General features: G+C 73.3%; 19 protein-coding genes and 1 pseudogene. 9 read left to right on the forward strand and 11 right to left on the reverse strand.

All coding sequences use genetic code 11. From position 1 onward, the window contains the following. Positions 1 to 253: 253 nt before the first annotated feature. On the reverse strand, positions 254 to 1105 hold the full coding sequence (locus OG310_RS15370; protein ID WP_329456446.1) for an RNA polymerase sigma factor SigF: 852 nt from the start codon (positions 1103 to 1105) through the stop codon (positions 254 to 256). A 302-nt stretch (positions 1106 to 1407) separates the two neighbouring features. Between OG310_RS15370 and OG310_RS15375 the strand changes: the two genes are divergently transcribed. After that, positions 1408 to 2820, forward strand: a complete 1413-nt coding sequence (locus OG310_RS15375) for a baeRF2 domain-containing protein (protein ID WP_329456447.1) — start codon at positions 1408 to 1410, stop codon at positions 2818 to 2820. Positions 2821 to 3265: 445 nt separating this feature from the next. Here OG310_RS15375 and OG310_RS15380 read toward each other — a convergent pair whose 3' ends face one another. Together OG310_RS15380 and OG310_RS15385 are read right to left on the reverse strand one after the other, a co-directional pair. Then, positions 3266 to 3706, reverse strand: coding sequence for an ANTAR domain-containing protein (locus tag OG310_RS15380; protein WP_329456448.1), 441 nt, complete (start codon positions 3704 to 3706; stop codon positions 3266 to 3268). A gap of 231 nt (positions 3707 to 3937) precedes the next feature. Beyond that, the gene (locus tag OG310_RS15385; protein WP_329456449.1) at positions 3938 to 4195 is read right to left on the reverse strand and encodes a DUF7218 family protein; all 258 of its coding nucleotides are present in this window, start codon (positions 4193 to 4195) and stop codon (positions 3938 to 3940) included. A gap of 370 nt (positions 4196 to 4565) precedes the next feature. On the opposite strand from OG310_RS15385, the gene OG310_RS15390 reads away from it, so the two are divergent. Beyond that, on the forward strand, positions 4566 to 5090 hold the full coding sequence (locus OG310_RS15390; protein WP_329456450.1) for a DUF4232 domain-containing protein: 525 nt from the start codon (positions 4566 to 4568) through the stop codon (positions 5088 to 5090). Positions 5091 to 5461: 371 nt separating this feature from the next. On the opposite strand, the gene OG310_RS15395 is transcribed toward OG310_RS15390, so the two are convergent. Further along, on the reverse strand, positions 5462 to 6100 hold the full coding sequence (locus OG310_RS15395) for a class I SAM-dependent DNA methyltransferase (RefSeq protein ID WP_329456451.1): 639 nt from the start codon (positions 6098 to 6100) through the stop codon (positions 5462 to 5464). Between the two features lie 161 nt (positions 6101 to 6261). On the opposite strand from OG310_RS15395, the pseudogene OG310_RS15400 reads away from it, so the two are divergent. Continuing rightward, positions 6262 to 6981: pseudogene (locus OG310_RS15400) on the forward strand (class I SAM-dependent methyltransferase); the annotation flags it as partial. Between the two features lie 820 nt (positions 6982 to 7801). On the opposite strand, the gene OG310_RS15405 reads toward OG310_RS15400, so the two are convergent. Beyond that, positions 7802 to 8500, reverse strand: coding sequence for a pentapeptide repeat-containing protein (locus OG310_RS15405; protein ID WP_329456452.1), 699 nt, complete (start codon positions 8498 to 8500; stop codon positions 7802 to 7804). 179 nt (positions 8501 to 8679) lie between these two features. Here OG310_RS15405 and OG310_RS38550 point away from each other — a divergent pair, with 179 nt between their 5' ends. Next, the gene (locus OG310_RS38550) at positions 8680 to 8994 is read left to right on the forward strand and encodes a hypothetical protein (protein WP_443078643.1); all 315 of its coding nucleotides are present in this window, start codon (positions 8680 to 8682) and stop codon (positions 8992 to 8994) included. Between the two features lie 265 nt (positions 8995 to 9259). Further along, a complete protein-coding gene (locus OG310_RS15415) occupies positions 9260 to 10861 on the forward strand; it encodes an MFS transporter (RefSeq protein WP_329456453.1) in 1602 nt (533 codons plus the stop codon). 74 nt (positions 10862 to 10935) lie between these two features. Here the strand turns inward: OG310_RS15415 and OG310_RS15420 are convergent, their stop codons facing one another. Together OG310_RS15420 and OG310_RS15425 are read right to left on the reverse strand one after the other, a co-directional pair. Continuing rightward, positions 10936 to 11427, reverse strand: a complete 492-nt coding sequence (locus OG310_RS15420) for a GNAT family N-acetyltransferase (protein ID WP_329456454.1) — start codon at positions 11425 to 11427, stop codon at positions 10936 to 10938. Continuing rightward, on the reverse strand, positions 11417 to 12352 hold the full coding sequence (locus OG310_RS15425) for an aminoglycoside phosphotransferase family protein (protein ID WP_329456455.1): 936 nt from the start codon (positions 12350 to 12352) through the stop codon (positions 11417 to 11419). The genes OG310_RS15420 and OG310_RS15425 overlap by 11 nt, the downstream gene beginning before the upstream one ends. Positions 12353 to 12441: 89 nt before the next feature. Between OG310_RS15425 and OG310_RS15430 the strand changes: the two genes are divergently transcribed. Continuing rightward, on the forward strand, positions 12442 to 13839 hold the full coding sequence (locus OG310_RS15430; RefSeq protein ID WP_329456456.1) for an NAD(P)/FAD-dependent oxidoreductase: 1398 nt from the start codon (positions 12442 to 12444) through the stop codon (positions 13837 to 13839). Positions 13840 to 13954: 115 nt separating this feature from the next. Here the strand turns inward: OG310_RS15430 and OG310_RS15435 are convergent, their stop codons facing one another. After that, on the reverse strand, positions 13955 to 16054 hold the full coding sequence (locus OG310_RS15435; RefSeq protein WP_329456457.1) for a restriction endonuclease: 2100 nt from the start codon (positions 16052 to 16054) through the stop codon (positions 13955 to 13957). 272 nt (positions 16055 to 16326) lie between these two features. Between OG310_RS15435 and OG310_RS15440 the strand changes: the two genes are divergently transcribed. After that, on the forward strand, positions 16327 to 16803 hold the full coding sequence (locus OG310_RS15440) for a VOC family protein (RefSeq protein WP_329456458.1): 477 nt from the start codon (positions 16327 to 16329) through the stop codon (positions 16801 to 16803). Between the two features lie 347 nt (positions 16804 to 17150). On the opposite strand, the gene OG310_RS15445 is transcribed toward OG310_RS15440, so the two are convergent. Continuing rightward, a complete protein-coding gene (locus OG310_RS15445; protein ID WP_329456459.1) occupies positions 17151 to 17726 on the reverse strand; it encodes a YceI family protein in 576 nt (191 codons plus the stop codon). Between the two features lie 139 nt (positions 17727 to 17865). Here OG310_RS15445 and OG310_RS15450 point away from each other — a divergent pair, with 139 nt between their 5' ends. Continuing rightward, a complete protein-coding gene (locus OG310_RS15450; protein WP_329456460.1) occupies positions 17866 to 18297 on the forward strand; it encodes a winged helix-turn-helix transcriptional regulator in 432 nt (143 codons plus the stop codon). 28 nt (positions 18298 to 18325) lie between these two features. Here the strand turns inward: OG310_RS15450 and OG310_RS15455 are convergent, their stop codons facing one another. Continuing rightward, complete coding sequence (locus OG310_RS15455) at positions 18326 to 19192, reverse strand: SDR family NAD(P)-dependent oxidoreductase (protein WP_329456461.1); 867 nt, start codon at positions 19190 to 19192, stop codon at positions 18326 to 18328. Between the two features lie 92 nt (positions 19193 to 19284). On the opposite strand from OG310_RS15455, the gene OG310_RS15460 reads away from it, so the two are divergent. Beyond that, the gene (locus OG310_RS15460) at positions 19285 to 19434 is read left to right on the forward strand and encodes a hypothetical protein (protein WP_329456462.1); all 150 of its coding nucleotides are present in this window, start codon (positions 19285 to 19287) and stop codon (positions 19432 to 19434) included. A gap of 28 nt (positions 19435 to 19462) precedes the next feature. Here OG310_RS15460 and OG310_RS38555 read toward each other — a convergent pair whose 3' ends face one another. Beyond that, positions 19463 to 19957 (reverse strand): hypothetical protein, encoded by a 495-nt coding sequence (locus OG310_RS38555; RefSeq protein WP_443078645.1) that lies wholly within the window; start codon positions 19955 to 19957, stop codon positions 19463 to 19465. Between the last annotated feature and the right edge of the window lie 1002 nt (positions 19958 to 20959).

Below are 20959 nucleotides of genomic sequence, written 5' to 3' on the forward strand. Positions count from 1 at the left end.
GACCGGCTGACGGACGACGGGTGGCGACAGCTGACAGGTGCGTCGGACGACCGTGGCGACGGCTGACGGGTACGTCGGCTGACGGGTACGACGGCTGACGGGTACGACGGACGACGGGTACGACGGACGACGGGCGACCGGTGCGTCCGTTGACCGGTGCGACGGACGCCTGCTCAGCGTCCAGGGGTCGGGCTCGCGGCTCCGCCGTGCCCGGAGCCCGTACGCGGTGCCAGGGTCCGGGGCACGCCTGCCCTCAGCCGCGGTCCGCGAGGACCTCTTCCCTGATGCGGGAGCACGAGCGGCTCAGCAGGCGGGACACGTGCATCTGCGAGACGCCCAGATCCTCGGCGATCTTGCTCTGCGTCATGTCCTGGAAGAACCGGAGATAGAGCACCTTGCGTTCGCGGGCCGGGAGTTCGCACAGCCGGGGCTTGACGGCCTCCCGGTCGATCACGACGTCGATCGCGGGGTCGGGCTCGCCGAGGGTGTCGGCGAGGGCGGGCGCGTAGCTGTCGGCGGGGCCGTGGAACTGGGCGTCCAGGGAGAGCGAGGTGAAGCTTTCCATGGCCTCCATGCCGTCCGTGACCTCCTGCTCCGTGAGGCCCGCGTGCGCCGCGATCTCCGCGGTCGTCGGGGAGTGCCCGGAGACCTCGCCCGTCTGGGAGAGTTCCTGGCGCGCCTTGCGGATACGGCCGCGCAGGTCCTGCACGCGGCGCGGCACGTGCACCGTCCACATGTAGTCCCGGAAGTGGCGCTTCAGCTCGCCGTCGACCGTCGGGACGGCATAGCTCTCGAACGCGACGCCGCGCGAGGGATCGTAGCGGCGGACCGCCTTCACCAGGCCGAGTGCGGCGACCTGCCGCAGGTCCTCCAGCGCCTCACCGCGGTTGCGATAGCGCCATGCCATGCGGTGGGCGAGCGGCAGCCAGGCCGTGACCACCGCCTGACGTATGCGCTCCCTCTCGGCCTCGGTCCCCGGGCCTTCACCGGTCAGCCGCGCGAGTCGCGCGAAGTCCTCCGAGGTGTCCGGCGCGTCGTCGTGCGGATGTTTCGGCGCGGTGCGCGACCGCCCTGCGCCCGTACGGGAAGACACGCTCGTAGCCATCTGTGCTCACCCATCCTCGAACGGTTCGGAACCCCACCGCGGAGGGCGACTTCTCGGGACCAGACGCACCACACGCCCGGAAGCGGGTTGCCGCTCCCACGGACATGCCTCCGGTCCGAAGCACGACTGATTCATCCCCGGTAGGAAACGGATAAAACATCACAAATGACGAAAATCTTTTTTATCGCCGGCGGGTGAGGGCGCTCACAGGGAGGTATAGGGGCAGCGTCGTCGGGTACTCGCGCCGTTCCAGGCGCACATGCGCCGGTAACGGCAACTCCTGGCTACCACCGGAGGAGCAAATGAACCTCGCACCCCTCGCGCCCCTCTACGAACGTCCCGGCCCCTGGGCCTCCGTCTACGTCGACACCTCCGCCGCCGATCAGGCCCCGAGCGGCCGGCACGCGCTGCTCAGCCGGCAGGTCTGCGCGGACCTCGCGGCACAGGGCGCGGACGAGGCCACCTGCAAGGCCGTGGGCGACGCGCTCGACGCGTACGCGAGCGACCCGCGCCTGCCGGGCGACGCGGTCGCGGAGGACGTTCAGGGCGGCGGCGCGAGCGGCCGGGTCAGCACGGGCGGCCGGGCGATCTTCGCCGCGCACGGCGAGGTGGTACTCGAACCCGCCCTGACCATCGCCCCGCCCACCGAGACGGCCACCAGCTGGGGGCCGCTCCCGCATGTCGCGCCGCTGCTACAGCTGGCGCCCCCGGAGCCGCTCTGCCTCGTCGCGTACATCGACCGCGTCGGCGCGGACTTCGAGCTGCGCACGCCCTCCGGCGGCAACCGCCCGGCGGGCAGCGTCGACGGCGAGGACGGCGACGACTTCCCCGTCCACGTCACGACGGCGCCCGAGCAGGGCGACGACCGCCACTTCCAGATGACCGTCGAGAACACCTGGGAGGCGAACGCCAGGAACACCGCCGAGGCACTCACGGCGAAACTCGCCGAGACCGGCGCCGGGCTGGTGGTCCTCGCGGGCGACGACCGCGAGCGGCGGACCGTACGCGTCCACCTGCCACGGCAGTTGAACGCCACCGTCGTCGAGACGCCGCACGGCGGCCGGGCGCGGGGCGCGGACAACAGGCTGCTGGACGAGGACGTGATGGAGGCCATGCGCCTGTTCGCGGTCGACCGGACGTCCGACGCGCTCGACCGCTTCCGCGCCGGAAGCACCATCTCCGGGGTCCGCCCCGACGCCGCGGAGGGGGTGCCCGCACTCGTCGAGGCGGCCCGGGAGCACCGCATCGGGACGCTGTTCGTGCAACCGCAGGGTTCGGACGCGAATCGCGAGGTCTGGGCCGGAGCGGCCCCGGACCAGCTCGCGACGCGCCGCACGGACACCCGCTACCTGGGCGTCCCCGAGCCGTTCGCCACGCGCGCGGACGACGCCCTGATCCGCTCCGCGACGATGACGGGCGCCGACGTCGTCCTCGTGGAACCCGCGCCGGACGAGCGGGGCGACGGGATCGGATCCCGCGCCGGAAACGGGAGCGCCAACGGCAACGGCGCCGGCCAGGAGGCAGGCTCCGCATCCGGCTCCGCGCTGTCCGACCAGGCGGCCATCGACGAGGACGGGACGCTGGCCGAGGACGAGCGCGCGCGCCGCCTCCGGGGCCCGATCGGCGGACTCGGGGCGCTGCTGAGGTGGCCGCACACGACGGAGCCGGGAGACGGCGGCACAGGGCTGACGGAAGACCGGTCCACGGCACGCTGACCGCGGGATGCCGTGGACCACGTTGACCACGGCACTTCGTGGACGCGGTGGGGACAGACGGTCCTGGACGCCAGGACCGCGCGCGACGGGTGACGTGCGGTCCTGGCGTCAGGGAAGCGCGTCCCGGCCGGGACGCCAGGAAATGGGACCGCCGCTCGGCACTCGGTCACCGTGCCTCAGGGCGCCTCAGGCCGGTCGGCCGGTGCGAGGGTGCGGGTCCCGGTGCGTGGGTGCGAGCGAGGGCGGCAGCCAAGCCCGGAGAACCGGCGGTCGTACGGACGGGGGGAACCGGCGTTCACACGACCGGGGCGGTGGCGACCGGGACGGCGCCGGTGGCCGTCGGCCGAGTCCGTCCGTGGCCGGGGTGAGGCGTGGGCATTGGGACCGCCCGCCCGGTATCCGGTATCCGGGCTACTGGGGTACCCCGACTACTCGGGTACTCCGGTTACCCGGGCTCCCGCCGCTCCTCGTCCAGTCGACGCAGCGACGCGTTCAGCGCCTCGCGCACCGGCGGGTCGGGGGGCGCTCCGTCAACCCCTTCGACGAGGCTCTGCGCGATCTCGCGCAGCTTGATGTTCGTGTGCTGCGACACCTCGACCAGCACCCGCCACGCCTCGTCGGGGGTGCATCTGCCCGCGGCCATGACCAGCCCTCGCGCCATGTCGATCACGGGATGGGACTCCAGCGCATGCCGCAGCCCGTCCACCTCGCGGCGTAGCCCCTCGGCCTCCAGCGTCGCTTCGACCGCGCGGAACTGCGCCTCGTCCGAGGCCTCCCAGTCACCGCCGACGGGCCGACTGTCCGGCGGCAGGCCCGCCTGCGGCACGTCCTCCGGCGCGATGTCCGGCGCTGCCTCAGGTGGCCGCTCGCTCCCCTGATCTTCCATGCACGCCCCTGGTCGCGGTTCCCGGTCCGTTACCAGCGTGCCCCCGCGGCGCGCCGACGGCCAGCCGCAGGGGCCCGCGATTCCGGGCGATCCGGATTCCAGGCGATCCGGGTTCCGCGATTCCGGGCGATCCGGGTTCCGGGCGCCGGATTCCGTGCGTCCCGGATTCCGGGCGGTCCGCTGCGGGCGCTCCGCTGCGGGCCCGCGTGGGCGCCCTGCCGGGGGTCGCGCTCAGTGGTTGCGGAGTGCCTTGATCAGTTCGTCCTTGGTCATCTTCGACCGCCCCTCGATACCGATCTTCTTCGCCTCCGCGTACAGGTCGTCACGGGAACGCCGCTCGTAGGCCCCGGCGGCGCCGCCCCGCGCACCGACCGCGCTGCGGGAGCCACGGGCGGCGCTGTTGGCGATGCGCGCGGCCTTCTCCTCGCTCGCGCCCTCGCGGCGCAGTGCCTGGTAGGTCTCCTCGTCCTTGATCTGCGGCGTGGGCATGTGCGTCCTCCTCGATCGGTCGTCCCGTACGTGTATCCCGTACGTGCCGCTCGTATCTCTCCTTCCCGCTCGCATCTCTCCTCCCCGCTCGCATCTCTCCCCTCCCGAATCGCTCCGCCTTCTCGTGGCTCCTGGGCCGGGGCGTTCACCCGAACAGGTGGGGGCAGACGCATCTGTGCGAACAGAGCGCGTACGGGCGGTATCCGTACCGGTACTCGTGGCGCTTCTCGTCCGTGCGGGACCCACGACGAGACCCATGAGACCTGCTGGACCCACGGGACCCACGGGACCCGCCCGATCAGGACCAGGGGACGACGGGCACCGCGGGACCTACGGGAACGACGAACCTCGACGAAGGGAAGTGCGGACGATGCGTCGCACGAGCCGTACCGTCGCCGCCGCGGCGACGGGTGCACTGCTGCTGGCCGGGACGTCCGCGGCCACCGCTTCGGCGACTCCTGCCGTGGCGAAGGCCCCCACCTGTCGTACGGCGGACCTGAGCGCGAAACTCACCCAGCCGCTGGCGGGTGGCATGAACCACGCGGGCAACAAGCTCGTGCTCACCAACACCGGCCACCGCACGTGCGCCCTGCGCGGCTACCCGGGCCTCGGCCTGGAGGGCGCCGGTCACCGGACACTGCCCACGAAGGCACAGTGGGGTTCCACCTGGTACGCGTCCAATCCGGGCGTCTCGACACTGGCCCTCGCTCCGGGCGGGCAGGCCCAGGCGGTGCTGTCGTGGACGCACACCGGCAGCGGCGCGGGCGACGCCTCGTACCTGGAGATCACTCCGCCCGCCTCGACCACGCACCTGACCCTCCCGTTCAAGCAGCAGGTGGACAGCGGGACGGTCCAGGTCACGGCGCTCTCGACGAACGTGCCACTGCGCGGCTGACCGACGTGTGACGGGAGGTGTCCAGGGGTGAGCCGCCCCTGAACCGTCCCGGCCGCGCCACCTCCCAGCGGGGGGCGCGGCCGGCCGGCCCACAGCCTCGGCGACGACCACCGTCACCGTGGTCGTCGCCGAGGGGTGGTCCCCGCCCCGTACGACCGCGCTCCCGGGCGCGGTGCGGCACCGTCCCGGTGCCGTATCCCCCGTCGAGCGCGGCCGGGCACCCCCGGGCCGCAGAGGGGAGCGGGAGGACTTGGCGCCGCCGTACCCCGCCGTCCCCCGCCGTCCCCCGCGTGGAGCAGGTGAGTGGAGTGCGGGCCGCGTCGGCGTGGGCGTACCGCGCCCCGGCACGTACGCGCCCCTCCCGTCCGCGGCTACGCGCCCGTTCTGCGCGCCATGACCGTCCCCTGTCGGACCTGGCTCTCGCCCGCCGCGGGTTCCCGCACCGTCCGCGCCTGGACCGTGAAGCCGGCCCGTGCCAACTGTCCGCACACCCGGTCCATGGACAGCCGGTGGAAGTCCAGCCGCACCGCATGCCCGAACGCCTCGTCGAAGTGCAGGACTTCGCCGTCTTCCGACTGCAACTGGAAGGCCAGCAGCAGCAACCCGCCCTCGGCCAGCACCCGGTGGAACTCCGCGAAGACCTCCGGGTGCCGCGTCGGCGGTACATGGATGACCGAGTACCAGGCGACGAGCCCCGCCAGTGCCCCGTCCGCCTCGGCCAGGGCCGTCATCTCGCCCTGCGTACAGGGCACCGCGGGGAACGTCCGGGTGGCGAGCGCCACCATCGCGGGCGACAGGTCGACCCCGCGCACCCGCACGCCCAGGCCGTGCAGGTACGCGGTGACGCGGCCGGGCCCGCTCCCGACGTCCAGGACCCGGCCCTGTGGCGCCACCATCTCGGCGAACGCGCCCAGCACCGCGCGGTCCAGGGCTTGTTCGTCGAGGACCGCCCTGAAGTGCGCCGCGTAGTCCTCGGCGATGGCGTCGTAGCCGGACCGCGTGTCACGCACATGGTCCGCTTCCGGCCCCCGGGCGGGACGGGGCCCGGGAGAGGCGGAGGGGGAAGAGGCGGACGAGGGCGAAGAGTCCATGGGCCCACGGTGCCATGCCACCGCGCCCGCCCGGCGAAAACCCGTCGAGCGCCTGCCCGCCCTGCCCTACCCTGCGGCGCATGACCGCCACCGCGCACTCCGTCGCCCGCTTCTACGACGAACTGGCCGCCGACTACAACCTCGTGTACGCGGACTGGGCCGCGGCGATCGACCGTCAGGGCGCCGCGCTCGACCGTCTCCTGCGGGCGCGGATCGTCCGGGAGCGGCCCGGCCGGAACGGCCGCGTCGGCGAGTTCGGCCGGCTCGACGCGTACGGCCAAGACGCGGCGGCGCCCCAGGCGTCGGACGCGCCCCCTGCGTCCGACGCGCTCGATCTGCTCGACTGCTCCTGCGGCATCGGTACCCAGGCCATCGGACTGGCACGGCGCGGCCACCAGGTCTGCGCCGGCGACATCAGCGCCGCCGCCGTGACCCGCGCGAGAGGCGAGGCCCGTTCCCGTGGGGTGGCGCTCCGGGTGGCCGCCGTGGCGGACATGCGGCAACTCCCCTTCAGGGAGGCGTCGTTCGATGCCGTCATCTGTGCGGACAACTCGCTCCCCCACCTCCTCACCGAGGACGACGTGCTCACCGCGCTGAGGGGGATGCGGCACGTCCTGCGGCCCGGCGGCGTGCTCGTCCTGACCGTCCGGCCGTACGACGCGATCCTGCGCGAGCGCCCCGGCTCCACTGCGCCCCGCACATCGACGCTGCCCGACGGACGGCGGGCCGTCACCTTCCAGCTGTGGCACTGGCACGACGACGGCGAGCACTACGACCTCGAACACTTCCAGTTGATCCCGCACGACACTGACGGCACGCGCGGCACGGACAGGCCGCACGACACTGACGGCACGCGCGGCACGGACAGGCCGCACGACACTGACGGCACGCGCGGCACGGACAGGCCGCACGACACTGACGGCACGCGCGGCACGGACAGCCCGCACCGCTCCGGTGGTACGCGGGACACGGACGACTGGCGGCTGGCGGTCCGGCGCGCCACCTACTGGGCGATCTCGCGGCAGCAGCTGACGGACCTCGTCCTGCGGGCGGGCTTCACGGACGTGCGATGGGACGACCCCGACGGCCCCGCCTCCCCCGACGACGGACACGGCCGGCCCGGCGCCCCCGGTCGTGACGACGGACAGGGCGGGCACGGGGACCAGCACGGCCGCCGTGCGCCGGGCGACGGCGATCCGGCCGGGCGGGGCGAGCCCGGCCCGGCGGTGGATCGCGGCGGGCCGGATGTTCGGGACATCACGAACGGAACCGACTCGTCGGACCCGTCGGCTTCATCGGGAACACCCGGTTTCTTCCAGCCCGTCCTCACGGCCACCGTCGCGAAGCCCGGCTCGCCGGGGCACTGAAAACCGCAGGTCAGCGGCGCGTTACCAGTCGGTCACCGTTTCCTCTCATTCTTTTTTGAGGAAGAACACATACATCCGGGCGGCAAGGGCAGACGATGAGCTGCCGGTGCAGCGCCCCGGGAAGCGGAGTCCGACGCGCTTCCTCCCCCCACATCAGGGGTTCGCTCCGGAGCACTGTGAAGGCCCCGGTCACCCCCCCAGACCGGGGCCTTCAAAATGTCCGGATGCCGGCGCCCTGCGGGGCGATCCCCCCTCAGTCCGCCACCCGTACGCCCAGATGCGCGGCGAAGGCCGGCGCCAGATCCAGCAGTTGAGTCGTGCTGATCACCGCGCCCGCCAGCCGGTCCAGCCCCTTCGCGACATCGAGTTCACCCACCGCGCGCAGGTCGACGTCCTTCATCGTCACGCCCGTCAGGTCCGCCCGGCGCAGCGCGCAGTCGCGGAACTCGACGCGCGTGAGCTGCGCGCCCCCGAAGTCGGGCTCCGCCAGCACGCAGCCCTCGAAGACGACGTCCGTGAGCCGCGCCTGCCGCAGGTTCAGGTAGTCGATCTTGCCGCCCCTGAACACCACCCGTTCGAGTCCGGCCCCGTGCAACTGGGTACCGCCGAGCCGGGCGTCGACGATCTCCACGTCCCGCAGCGCCGCGCCGCCCAGATCCGTCCCCACTCCCCGGATCCGCGTCAGCACCGAGTCGATGAACCGCGCGTGGCCCAGATCCGCCTCGTCCAGGACGCAGTCCGTCAGCGCGCAGTCCATGAAGCGCGCGCCGGGTCCCTGCTGGTGTGCCAGGTCCGCGCCCAGGAACTCCAGCCCGTCGAAGTCCCCGTCCGCCTCCAGCTCTCCCGTGTACGGCGTCAGCGGCGGCAGCCGCACCTCGGGCCGCCTCGCGGCCGCCACCCGGTCCTCGCCCCGCCCCGCGCCCGCCGTCGTCTTCCGCGCCCTCGCTGCCATCCCCCCATCCTGGCGCACCCCACCGACAACGTGCCGCGCCCGGGTCCGCCGCCCGGCACGGACCCGGGGTCGCCCGCACGCTCGCCGGCTTCCTGGAGCGGGACGGCAAGCACCTGGTCTTCGGGCGGCCGGGCGAGGGACCGGACCCGCGGCCGGCGGCAGGTCCCGGACCCGCGCCGGTGCCGGGCGCCGGGGGCATCGCCTCGCAGGCCGTGCTCGGTGCTGTCATGCTCGAATCGGCGGGCGGGATCCGCACCCCGGAGAACCGCGCGCTCGCCGAGGCCGCCGCCGGGCGGCCGCGGCCCGCGGTACAGCGCGTGGCGCCGGCCGACGCGGCCGTCGCGCACCGTCGCCCGGAGACGCGGGCGACCATGGGAAAGGTCGTCCTCATGCCAGGACAGGGACGGACAACAACACAACGGTCCACCCGAGCGGTGGCGATGGCCACGAAGGCGGCACCTCCCGCGCAGGCGGCGGGGGTGCCTCCCGTGTGAGCGCCGGACACACCGGCCCCGGCGAAGCGCCGGCACCGGCCCGGACCCACGGGTCGCGCCGGAGGACGGGCCAGGCCCCGGAACCACCGGAGAACACCCACGGCACAAGGGAACTCGGGACCGCCGGGGGCGCCGAAAGACACCGGAAGTACCGGAGGCGCCGGAAAACGTGCCCGGGGCCGATTAATTCATGACACCATGAATATTCCGGTACGGAGGTCCCTCCGGGGTCCCCGTCGCGATCCTCCTGTTAGGACGTCGCTCGATGAGCAATCCGGCGAAACCCTCGTCCCCGTCCGGCACCCCGGGCCCCTCCCACGACGCGCCGGCGGCCCAGCAGCCAGAAGAGCAGGACGCGCACCGCTGGTGGGCCCTCGCGGTCATCGCGCTCGCCCAGCTGATGGTCGTCCTGGACGCGACCATCGTGAACATCGCCCTGCCGTCCGCCCAGCGCGACCTGGGGCTCAGCACCGGGAACCGGCAGTGGGTCATCACCGCGTACACCCTGGCCTTCGGCGGGCTCCTGCTGCTGGGCGGCCGGATCGCCGACCTCGTCGGCCGGAAGCGCACGTTCATGATCGGCCTCGTCGGATTCGCGATCGCCTCGGCCCTCGGCGGTGCCGCGCAGAACTCGGCCATGCTCTTCGGCGCCCGCGCGCTCCAGGGTGTGTTCGCCGCGCTCCTGGCGCCGTCCGCGCTCTCGCTGCTCACCACGACCTTCACCGACAGCAAGGAGAGCTCGAAGGCGTTCGGCATCTACGGCGCGATCGCGGGTGGCGGCGCCGCGATCGGACTGCTGCTCGGCGGTGTGCTCACCGAGTATCTGGACTGGCGCTGGTGCCTCTACGTGAACGTCGTGATCGCCGCGATCGCCATGGCCGGCGCGATCGCCCTGCTGCACGACAGGCAGGGGCACCGCGAGGCACGGCTGGACATCCCCGGTGTGGTCCTCGGCTGCGGCGGCCTGGTCGCGATCGTGTACGGGCTGAACGAGGCGGAGTCGCGCGGCTGGTCGTCCCCCGTCGTGCTGGGGCTCCTCATCGGCGGGGTCGCGCTGCTCGCGGCGTTCGCCGTGTGGCAGAACCGGGCGGCACACCCCCTGCTGCCGCTGCACATCATCGGTGACCGCTCACGCGGCGGCGCGGTGATGACCACGTGCCTGTCGACCATCGGCCTGTTCGGTGTGTTCCTGTTCATGACGTTCTACCTGCAGAACGTCCTGGGCTACTCCGCGTTGCGGGCCGGTCTCGCGTTCCTCCCGATGTCCGGAATGATCATTCTCGGGTCGACGCAGATCTCCGCGAGGCTGCTCAACCGCGTCCAGGCACGCCTGCTGATCGGGCCCGGCCTGCTGATGGCGGCCGGCGGCCTGTACATCCTGACGTTCCTCGACATCCACTCCTCCTACGTGGGCCACATCCTGCCGGGCACACTCCTGCTCGGTCTCGGCCTCGGCCTGGTCTTCGTGCCCGCCATCGCCACGGCGACATCGGGTGTCGCCCCGCGCGACGCGGGTGTGACCTCCGCGACCGTCAACACGGCTCAGCAGGTGGGCGGTTCGATCGGTACGGCGCTGCTGAACACCATCGCCGCGACGGTCACCAGCACCTGGCTGGCCTCGCACCTGCCGGCCGCGGCGGCGCAGCACGGCGGCCGGCTGACCGAGGCCCAGCGCCGCTCCCTCACCAACGCGGGCGTCACGCACGGCTTCACCGTCGCCATCGCCGTGGCCGCCCTGATCATGCTGGCGGCGGCCGTCCTGGCCTTCCTGCTGATCAACGCGAAGCCCGGGAGCAGGGGGGTCGACGCCGAGCCGCCGCCGGGCGCCCCGCGGACGCCGGGCCCGATGGCCGACCGCACCACCTGACGCTCACGCGGCACACGCACCGCGCCGCGGGACCTGCCGCGCGGTCCACGGGACCGTGGCGCGTTCCCCGGCCTCTACGCGCCCGGCCCCCGCGCGCCGCCCAGCGCCGTGAGCGCGTCGTCCGTCAGGCGGTAGACCGTCCACCCGTCCTGCGGGAGGGCGCCCAGGGCGCGGTAGAAGGCGATCGACGGTTCGTTCCAGTCGAGGACGGACCACTCCAGGCGCCCGTAGCCGCGTTCCCCGCAGATCCGCGCCAGTTCCCCGAGCAGCGCCTTGCCGTGGCCCGCGCCCCGGCGGTCGGGGCGTACGTACAGGTCCTCCAGGTGGATGCCGTGCACACCGCGCCAGGTGGAGAAGTTGAGGAACCACAGCGCGAAGCCGACCGCGCCGCCGGTCTCGTCATCCACGGCCAGGTGGGCGTACACGGCGGGCCGGTCGCCGAACAGGGCCTCATGGAGCTCCGCCTCGGTGGCGCGGGCCTCGGGCAGCGCCTTCTCGTACTCCGCGAGTTCGCGGACCATCGCATGGATCTCGGGCACGTCGTCGGGGGTCGCACTACGAATCATGTCCACCACCCTGCCCGGACACCGCCCCGCGCGCCAGCAGCGTCCGCCCCACGAACGCCTCATCCTCGCCGAGGGGCTCGCCGTCCCGCCATGCCCACAGGCCCTGCTGGAGTACACGGGCCAGCGTCCAGGCGCGGGCCCGGGCCCGGTCCAGGCCGAGGATCCCGGTCATCAGGTCGAACCGCGCGGCCACGTCGTCGGGGTCGAAGCGGTTGCGCAGCGCGGGGAAGAGGTCGAAGCCGGGGTGTCCCGCGAGCGGCTTGGGGTCGATCGCGAGCCACGCGTCCTCGCCCCCGTCGCCGGTGGGCCTGCGGGAGCCCAGGACGTTGCGGAAGTGCAGGTCCCAGTGGAGCAGCCGGTCGCCGGGCTCGTCGACGACCTCCCGTACGACGGCGGCGCACTCCCGCAGCAGCGGCGCGTGCGGGAAAGCGGGCGGTACGTCCCCGATCCCGGCCAGCATGCGGGCCGTGCCGTCGGCGAGGGAGCGTACGCCCGCCGGGGCCGACCGGGACGTCAGCCGGGCCAGCAGCCGCGCGATGATCTCGACGGCGCGCCGCGCGGGCAGCCCGTCCAGGTCGGCGGCCGGGTCGGCGGCCTCCAGCAGCAGCACACCGGTACCGTCGGCCTCGCCGTGCGCGAGCAGCCGTACCGCGCCGTCGCCCGCCCAGGCCGCGAGCGCCGCCGCCTCGCCCTCGGACTCGGCGGTCAGCAGCTGGAGTTTGAGCGCGGCGGGCGTCCCGTCCCTCTCCCGTACGACGGGCAGGACCAGCGCGGTCATGCCGTGCCGCGCGGGCCCGGTGCGGCGCAGCCGCCAGCGGGCCAGGAAATCCGCCGCGTGCCCGGGCAGCGCGGCGACGAACGCGCGCCCCGCGTCGCCCTCGTACTTCGCCTGCGCCCGCGCGAGCGCGGCGGGTACCTCGATCATCCGGCGAGCGTAACCGCGCGGGCCCCCGGCCGCCGCCGAAGCGGAGATGTCTGGACAGAGCCGACCGGGCAGGTGTACGAATCGAGCCCATGAGCAGCACGGTCACGGTCAACGGCGGCATCTCCTTCTGGTACGCGCAGGACGGCGTGCCCCTCCCCAGGGAGCCGCTCGGCGGGGACGTGTCCGCCGACGTGTGCATCGTCGGCGGAGGGTTCACCGGACTGTGGACGGCGTACTACCTGAAGAAGGCGGCACCGTTCCTCAACATCACGCTGCTGGAGGCGAAGTTCTGCGGTTACGGCGCGTCCGGCCGCAACGGCGGCTGGCTGTACAACGGCATCGCCGGCCGCGACACCTATGCGAAGGACCACGGCCACGACGCCGCCGTACGCCTGCAGAAGGCGATGGACGAAACCGTGGACGAGGTCGTCGCCGTGGCTGCCGAGGAGCGGATCGAGGCGGACATCCACCAGGGTGGCGTGCTCGAAGTCGCCTACACACCGGCACAGTTGACGCGCCTGCGGGAGTTCCACACCAGGGAGCTCGCGTTCGGCGAGACCGATCGCGTGCTGCGCGGCGCCCGCGAGACGGCCGAACGGATCCACGTCGCGGGCGCCGTCGGCTCGACCTGGACCCCGCACGGCGCACGGCTGCACCCGGCGAAGCTGGTGAAGGGCCTGGCCCGCGCCGTCGAGAACCTGGGCGTGGTGATCCACGAGTCGACGCCGGTCACCGAGATCCGGCCGAAGCACGCGGTCACCCCGTACGGCACCGTGCGCGCGCCGTACGTCCTGCGCTGCACGGAGGGGTTCACGGCGGGCCTGAAGGGCGCCCGGCGCACCTGGCTGCCGATGAACTCCTCGATGATCGCGACCGAGCCGCTGCCGGACTCCGTGTGGGACGCCATCGGCTGGCAGGGCCTGGAGACGCTCGGCGACATGGCCCACGCGTACATGTACGCACAGCGCACGGCCGACGGCCGGATCGCCCTCGGCGGGCGGGGCGCCCCGTACCGCTTCGGCTCGAAGACCGACAACGACGGGCGCACGCAGGCGGCGACGGTCACCGCGCTGCGGGACATCCTGGTGCGCCTCTTCCCGTCCACGGCGGGGGTCGGGATCGCCCACGCCTGGTCGGGCGTGCTCGGCGTACCGCGCGACTGGTGCGCGACGGTGACCCTGGACCGCTCCACCGGCCTCGGCTGGGCCGGCGGCTACGTCGGCTCGGGCGTGGCGACGACGAACCTGGCCGGACGGACCCTGCGGGACCTGGTCCTGGGGGACTCCGGCCAGGCCGGGCCGACGGACCTGACCACCCTGCCCTGGGTGGGCCACAAGGTCCGCAAGTGGGAACCGGAGCCGCTGCGCTGGCTGGGCGTGCAGGGCATGTACGCGGCCTACCGCGAGGCGGACCGCCGCGAGTCCCGGGGCCACTCGGCCGACACCCACGCGATCGCCCGCGCGGCGAACCGGATCACGGGACACTGACACCTCGCGGCCCGCGACGCGGCCCGGAACCGGCACACCGCAGCACCGGACGCGGGACGCGCGGCGGGACGATCCGCACCGCGTCGCGCCGGCCGCCCCGCACCCCTCCCGGCGCCTACTCCACCTCTATCCCGAAGTCCTCCACCAGCGCCTCCAGGCCGCCCCGGTAGCCCTTGCCGCCGACCACGAAGTCCCAGTCCCCGCCCGCGCGACGCCGGAACGAGCCCAGGACCAGGGCCGTTTCGCCCGGTCTGCCGTCCGACACGTCCAGGCGGTCCAGCTCGGTGCCCGACGCGTCGCGCAGGCGGATGCCCGCCTCGGTGAAGCCCGACAGGTCGGACTCCGGGTTGGCGACCGGATCCACCGCCGCGACCAGGACCAGCCGGTCGGCGCCCGGCGGCAGGCCGTCGAAGCCGACGCGTATCGCCGCGCGGTCACCCGCGAAGGCCTCGACCATCGCGACCGAACCGTCTGGTGTGCGGGGGTTGTTGTAGAACACGAAGTGGTCGTCGCTGAGCACGCGCGTGCCCCGGCAGACCAGCGCGCACACGTCGAGGGCCACATCCCCCACCCAGGTCATGCCGAGCGTGTTCGCGTCCGGGTCGGCCGACGCGTCGACGAGGGTGTCGCCCGCGCCGCCCTGCCGCTGCTCGGGGACGGCGGTGCGGGGGCCGAGACGCCCGCGCAGGCCGTACCGGTGCAGGAGCTCCACCAGTTCGGGGCCCGAGACGAGTTGCAGCGGCTTGCCGTTGGCGAAGGCGCGTGAGCCGTTGCCGAACCCCGACGTCGTCACCAGCAGGCCCTTGTTCGCGCCCTGGTCCTGCACCGTGCCGTACAGATCGCGCACCGCCGTCGGCGGGACCGTGTTGCGGTACCGCTTCACCTGGACCACGATCTTGCCGCCGCTGATCGGGTCGGGGTCGAGGGCGTCCACGTCCACCCCGCCGTCACCTGATCTGACAGTCGTCAGCGCCCGCATCCCGCGCGCCCGGAACAGGTCGGCGACGAGCTCCTCGAACTCCAGCGGGTCCATCTCGAAGAGGTCCGGTTCGTCCCCGCCGCCGTGCGAGACCACGACGCTCGTGCCGACCTCGTCCGGCAGCCGTACGGGCCCGACCGGGGCCAGGTGGTCGGGCCGCGCGGACAACTGCCCGCGCAACCCGTCGACCAGGCAGTCCACCGGGCTGACCAGTGCCAGGTTGATCGCGTCGAAGTCGGCGCGCCGTACGGCCACGGACGCCAGGCGGACGCGCGTCGGCCGGCCCGTCGCCGGGTCGGGCCCGTCGACGAAACCGTTGAGCGCGACGGCGCGGACCGTACGGAACTCGTCGGCCGCGAAGACGTCCCGCAGCACCAGCAGCACGCACTGCGCGAGGGCTTCCCGGTACAGCGCGCGCCGCTGCGTCACCGGCCGCGCCACCTCGCGCTCCTCGTCGGCTCCCGCCACGTACCGTACGGACTTGATCTCGGGGACCGCCTCGAACGGCGGCAGCTCCCACTCCAGCACCAGTTCGCCGGCGCCCCGGTCGTACGCGGCGCTCACCTGGCGCGGGAAGTCGTCCGGCCACGCCGTCGACGCGTACAGCGCGGCGGTGAAGTACTCCACGACCGTCGCGGCGTCACCGTCGCGCAGGCCCGCCGTCATGGCGCGGACCGCGTCGTTGTGGGCCGCCGTCTCGGCCCGTACCCCGGCCGCCCAGTCGTCGTACTGGCGCCGGTAGGCGTCCAGTTGCCGCGTGCGCTGCGCCTCCGCGTGCCGGGCGGCGTGCAGGTCGTGCGCGTACCGCTGCCGCGCCTCCTCCCGCGCGGCCTGCCGGCGCGCGTGCGACCAGCCGCGCCCCTCCGGCTGGTAGCGCGCCGGATCCGGCATGCGGACGGGCTGCGCCAGCGCGCCCGGTGCGAACGGCTCCAGCGGCCCCTGCGTGCGCAGCAGCGAGGCCGCCCGGAACGGCTCGACGCCGCAGCCCTTCACCAGCAGCCCCGACAGCTCCGCGACCTGCCCGTCCAGCTCGGCCGTGCGGCGCTGCGCCTCGCTCTCGCGCTCCCGCTTGTACTGCGTCTGCCGCTCACGGTCGGCGCGCGTCGCCGCCTGCCGCTGCCGGCTCTGTTCGCGCTGGTAGGCGTTCCGCTCCCGCTGCTGCGCCTCGTACTGGCGCTGCTGCTGGCGCTGCGCCTGGGCCCAGCTCCCCGCCAGCCCGCCCGCACCTCGACTCATCGGCCACGCCCCTCCCCCACGCGAGGACGCGAAAAAAGCCGCGTCCCGCTCGCGCTGCTCATCCGAAAGGGCAATTGTCCCGGATGATGGCGGCGGTGGTGCCGGGGTGTTCCGACATCTCCGATTCGCGCCGCGAATTTCGATGAGTTTTGACCGTGGCGCGGGTCTCATCACCGTAAACAGGCCCTCGACGGCCGATGCGGGCGCCACCGACCGGCCGCCCGCATCCGTATCGGCTGCCCCACCCATCACGGCGGTACCAGGAGGACACGATGCCGAAGCTCACCCCGAACCTCTGGTTCGACTCGAACGGCATGGAGGCGGCCGAGTACTACGTGTCCGTCTTCCCGAACTCGCGGATCAATCACGTCTCGCACTACGGCGAGGCAGGTCCGGGCCCGGCGGGCGCCGTCCTGACCGTCGACTTCGAGCTGGACGGCCAGCCGTACACGATCATCAACGGCGGCCCGCAGTTCACATTCGACGAGGCCGTGTCGTTCCTGATCAACTGTGCCGACCAGGCCGAGATCGACGCGTACTGGGACCGGCTGGTCGGTGACGGCGGCCAGGAGGGGCCCTGCGGGTGGCTGAAGGACAAGTACGGGCTGTCCTGGCAGGTCGTGCCCGAGGCCATGGCCGAGCTGATCGCCGACCCGGACCCGGCCAGGGCCGACCGGGCGATGAAGGCCATGCTCGGTATGAAGAAGCTGGACCTGGTGGCGCTCAGGGCGGCGGCCGACGGCGCCTGAGCCCGGGAGCACCCGGCCCGGGAGCGCGTGACCCGGTCCGGGGAAACGCGTCGTCGTGGTTCCCCCGCCACAGGGGGGCAGGGGAGCCACGACGGCGCGCGACACGCGCACGGGGAGCCTTCTCCCGCCCGCGCGGCGCGGGTGGTGTGCGTGCCGCGTTGGTCGCGTGCGGGCCGCATCCCTCGCGTGCCTGCCGCGCCGGTGACGTGCGGGCCGCCTCCCTCGCGTGCCTGCCGCGCCGCTCGCGTACCTGCCGCATCCCTCGCGTGCGTGCCGCGCGGGTGACGTGCCCGTCCGTCCCCCCGGGCGCCACCGGGGAGGACGGCCGCCGATGCTCGACCCCCGGGTCAGGCACGCTCCTTGAGCGCGCCCTCGATCTCCAGGATCAGCTGGACCTTCTCGCTCAGCGCGACGCCACCCGGGATCGGGCTGTTGAACGTGACGTTGAAGTCGATCCGGTTGATCTCGCCTGTGGCCGTGAAACCGGCACGCGCCCCGGACGCCGGGTCCGGCAGGTATCCGTCCGGGCCGAATCCGCCGATCTCCAGCTTCAGCGGCACGTGCTTCGTCACGTCCTTGAGCGTGAGTTCGCCGTCCAGGTAGAAGTCGTCGCCTTCCCTGCGGACGCCCGTGGAGCGGTACGTCATCGTCGGGTACTTCTCGGTCTCGAAGAAGTCGGCCGACCTGATGTGCTCGTCGCGCTGCGCGTTGTTGGTGTTGATCGAGGAGAGGTCCACCGTGGCCGTGACCTGCGACTGGAGTGGGTCGGCTCCCGTCACGAACTCGCCCTCGAAGGCGCCGAAGCTCCCGCGCACCTTGCTCACCATCATGTGACGCACCACGAAGGACACGTCCGAGTGGACCGCGTCGATGGTCCAGGTGCCCGCGATGTAACCAGGGATCTCGACAAGCTCCGCCGTCATGGTGTCTCCTGGAGTGCGAAAAGTGTGGGACTGAGGGAAGGTCAGCCACTTCCTCAAAGGAAGCCCGCCCAGCGTCCCAACGCTGCCCCGACGGGCGCAAGAAGGCACTTTTTGCTGCCCCAGTTACCGGGAGATAACCGTGTCCATCGCGTCTGCCGTGTCCACCGGGTCCGGTGAGGCCGCCCCGGCCTCGGCGATCGCCGTCTGCACCACCGTCCGCGCGGGCGACCCGGCGGGGCTGCGGGTGCGGGACATGCTCGACCGCGTCGGCGACAAGTGGTCGCTCTACGTCGTCGCCCGGCTCGGCGAAGGGACCAAGCGCTTCAGCGCCTTGCAGCGCGACGGCAACGGCATCAGCCACCGCGTCCTCACGGTCACCCTGCGCACACTGGAGCGGGACGGCATCGTCACCCGTACCGTGCATCCGGTGGTGCCGCCCCGCGTCGACTACGCGCTCACGGAGATGGGCGCGGGACTGCTGGTGGCGGTGGGGCCCCTGCTGGACTGGGCGGCGGGCCACACCGAGGACATCGACCGGGCACGGGACGCCTTCGACGGCGCGCGCCGCTAGCGTCTCGTCCGGCCCCGACCCGGGCCCGCTACCGCAGGCTCGGGTGCGGCTCCGGGGGGCCGCCCAACGTGTGGCGCAGCGAGCGCGGCGCCGTGCCGTCCACGTCCGTGACCCCGAAGTACGCGCCGAGTTCGGCACCGATCAGGGCCCGGCCCGAGAAGGCAGGCAACTCCTCCGACGCGTACAGCGCGGCGATCACACGCCCCGTGAACAGAGGGGACTCGCGCTTCGCCGTGGGCGCCCCGCCCGGCGGCAGGGACGCGAGGTGGGCGCGGGCGCGCTCGGTGTCCAGTCCCCCCATCCACAGGGAGACCGCGGCGACGCCGTACGGGCGCAGTTCCTTGGCCATGTCCGCGGCCATCTTGTCCGCACCCGCCTTCTGAGCGCCGTACGCGGGGCCGTGGTAGTACGAGACGGCGCCGTAGTGACCGGTGTTGACGATGAGTCCCCGGCCGCCGCCGATCATCAGGGGCGCGGCGTGGAAGCTCGCCACGTAGTGGGAGCGCAGCCCCACGGTCAGGAGGTCGGCCGCCTGGAGCGGCTTCTCCCAGAAACCGACGGGCAGGGTCGTGCCGACCAGCGTGGCGGCGTTGTTGACGAGGATGTCGAGCCGGCCGTGATCGCGACGCACCGTCTCGAACAGCCGCCCCACGGCCGCGTCGTCCCCATGGTCGACCAGCAGGGGCACCCCGTGGCCGCCGGCCTCGTCCACGAGGCGCGCCGTCTCGTGGACGGTGCCCCCGTAGGGCGAATCTCCCGCCGAGCCGCTGCGGCCGGTGACGTACACCGTGGCGCCGGCGGCGCCCAGGGCCTCGGCGATGCCCTTGCCGGCTCCCCGGCTCGCACCGGTGACCACGGCCACCAGCGCCTCTCTGTCCGCGTTCCGCCCCTTCACGGCGCCCCTTCCGTCCCCGTACGTGTGATGCCGCCGGCCGTCACCCGCCGTGTCGACGGCGGCCCCGGCGGGAGGGGCTGGTACGCCCCGACGTGAGCGCGCTCCAGGTCCTGACCGTGGTCGCCGCCCTGCCCAAGACCGGCCCCGGGGCGCCGCTGCAGCCGGCCCCTGCCCCCGCCCCTGCTCCCGAACCGGGTCTCTACCTGGACATCGTGCTGCGGGGCCTGCGCGCCCCGGCATGAGCGCGCGTCCCCGGCCGCCCGCGCCGGCTCACGCGAGCGCCGCCGGCAGCAGTTCCCCGCGGAACTCCGCGACCGCCCGGCGCGCGTACGTGAGCCCGATCCGGTCGAACTCAACCTCCAGCACGTCGAGATCGGCGCAGGTGGCGCCGGCCTGGCGGCCCAGCCGGGCGAGGGACTCGACCGGGCCGAGCCGGGCCAGGGCGCGGCCACGCGGTTCGTCCATCGCGCGCAACTCGCTCAGCGCGAGCGCGTACCGGTGCCGGGCCTCCTCGTAACGGCCGGCCCGGAAGAAGACGTTGCCGCGCATCGTGTGGTGGTAGGCCGGCACGGACGCCGGCCGCATCTCCCGGCACGTACGCTCGGCCCGCGCCAGCAGGACCAGCGCCCGTTCGCACTCGCCGCGCAGGGACAGGAGGTCCGCGAGCCCGCGCAGGGACCACGCCCGGCCGCCGTGGTCCTCTCCTCGGCCTCGGCCGCCGTCGCGGCGGACTCCTCGAACAGTTCCAGCGCCCGGTCGTGGCACCAGTGTTGCGGCACATCTGGGCGATGCCCGTCACATCGCCCACACGATGTGGCGGGCCTCCCCGTGCCGGCGGGCCTCCCTGAGCAGTTCCTCGTGCAGAGGGGCGACCGCCGCGTAGTCCCCCTGTATGCCGCGTAGTCCCCCTGTATACGGCCCGTCTCGGCCAGACCGGCGAGCGCGTAGCCCCGGACGGTAGGGTCGTCGCCCGCCTCGGCCAGGGCCGCGGCCCTCTCCAGCAGCCGCCGCGCGAGCGCGCGGCCCGCACTGCCGGGCGAGCGCGCCGCCGCTCCACAGCATCCACGCCATCACGGCCGGGTCCCCGCCGTCCCGCGCCGCGCGGTAGCCGGCCCGCCAGGCGGCACCCGCCTCGGCGAGGCGCACCGAGCCGATGCGCCTCGGCGACGGCCGGCAGGGCGCGCGCCCTGCCCAGCGGCGTGGTGGCCTCGCCCGCCGGGCGATTCGCAGTCGCGAGCACATCTTCGTACGACGCGTTCACTCCCGGGGCCTCCCCCACGGCACCCTGATACCCGGGGGGCGAACGCCTTGCCGTGCATGAGCGGTTCTCCTCTCGGCCATGCACCGTTCTCGCGCCGGTGATGTGCTCGAAAAGCCAGCCGCCGGGGTGCCGCCGAGCAGTCCCTCCACGGTGCGGTCCGGCCCGTCCCCTCAGGTGCCACGCCCGCGACAGCGATCACCTGCGCGACGTACGGGTCACCGGGGGTACGCCCCCGCGAACACCGCGAGGGGCGGCCGCGTCATGCCCCCGAGGGAACCCCGGAGCCCGCGCGCACGCCGACCCCCACGCCCCCACGCCCCCACGCCCCCACGCCCCCACGTGACCCATATCCCATTTGTGACTGCGAACAGTGCTCTCTGTCGTTTCACAAGGGATTCATGGGTATTTGCTGACCAACCATTCACCGTGAGGCCAGGTTCGAGCCATGCGCCCGGATGTATGGCTCACGGACCATGCTTATCGAAATCCGACAGCGCATGACGACA

The sequence above is a fragment of the Streptomyces sp. NBC_01497 genome, from assembly GCF_036250695.1.
In the GTDB taxonomy this organism is placed as follows: Bacteria; Actinomycetota; Actinomycetes; order Streptomycetales; family Streptomycetaceae; genus Streptomyces.

Excerpts from the sequence above, each read along its gene's own strand:
- OG310_RS15370 (WP_329456446.1), bottom strand. The coding sequence starts at position 1,105 with ATGGCTACGAGCGTGTCTTCCCGTACGGGCGCAGGGCGGTCGCGCACC.
- OG310_RS15375 (WP_329456447.1), top strand. The coding sequence starts at position 1,408 with ATGAACCTCGCACCCCTCGCGCCCCTCTACGAACGTCCCGGCCCCTGG.
- OG310_RS15380 (WP_329456448.1), bottom strand. The coding sequence starts at position 3,706 with ATGGAAGATCAGGGGAGCGAGCGGCCACCTGAGGCAGCGCCGGACATC.
- OG310_RS15385 (WP_329456449.1), bottom strand. The coding sequence starts at position 4,195 with ATGCCCACGCCGCAGATCAAGGACGAGGAGACCTACCAGGCACTGCGC.
- OG310_RS15390 (WP_329456450.1), top strand. The coding sequence starts at position 4,566 with ATGCGTCGCACGAGCCGTACCGTCGCCGCCGCGGCGACGGGTGCACTG.
- OG310_RS15405 (WP_329456452.1), bottom strand. The coding sequence starts at position 8,500 with ATGGCAGCGAGGGCGCGGAAGACGACGGCGGGCGCGGGGCGGGGCGAG.
- OG310_RS15415 (WP_329456453.1), top strand. The coding sequence starts at position 9,260 with ATGAGCAATCCGGCGAAACCCTCGTCCCCGTCCGGCACCCCGGGCCCC.
- OG310_RS15420 (WP_329456454.1), bottom strand. The coding sequence starts at position 11,427 with ATGATTCGTAGTGCGACCCCCGACGACGTGCCCGAGATCCATGCGATG.
- OG310_RS15425 (WP_329456455.1), bottom strand. The coding sequence starts at position 12,352 with ATGATCGAGGTACCCGCCGCGCTCGCGCGGGCGCAGGCGAAGTACGAG.
- OG310_RS15430 (WP_329456456.1), top strand. The coding sequence starts at position 12,442 with ATGAGCAGCACGGTCACGGTCAACGGCGGCATCTCCTTCTGGTACGCG.
- OG310_RS15435 (WP_329456457.1), bottom strand. The coding sequence starts at position 16,054 with ATGAGTCGAGGTGCGGGCGGGCTGGCGGGGAGCTGGGCCCAGGCGCAG.
- OG310_RS15440 (WP_329456458.1), top strand. The coding sequence starts at position 16,327 with ATGCCGAAGCTCACCCCGAACCTCTGGTTCGACTCGAACGGCATGGAG.
- OG310_RS15445 (WP_329456459.1), bottom strand. The coding sequence starts at position 17,726 with ATGACGGCGGAGCTTGTCGAGATCCCTGGTTACATCGCGGGCACCTGG.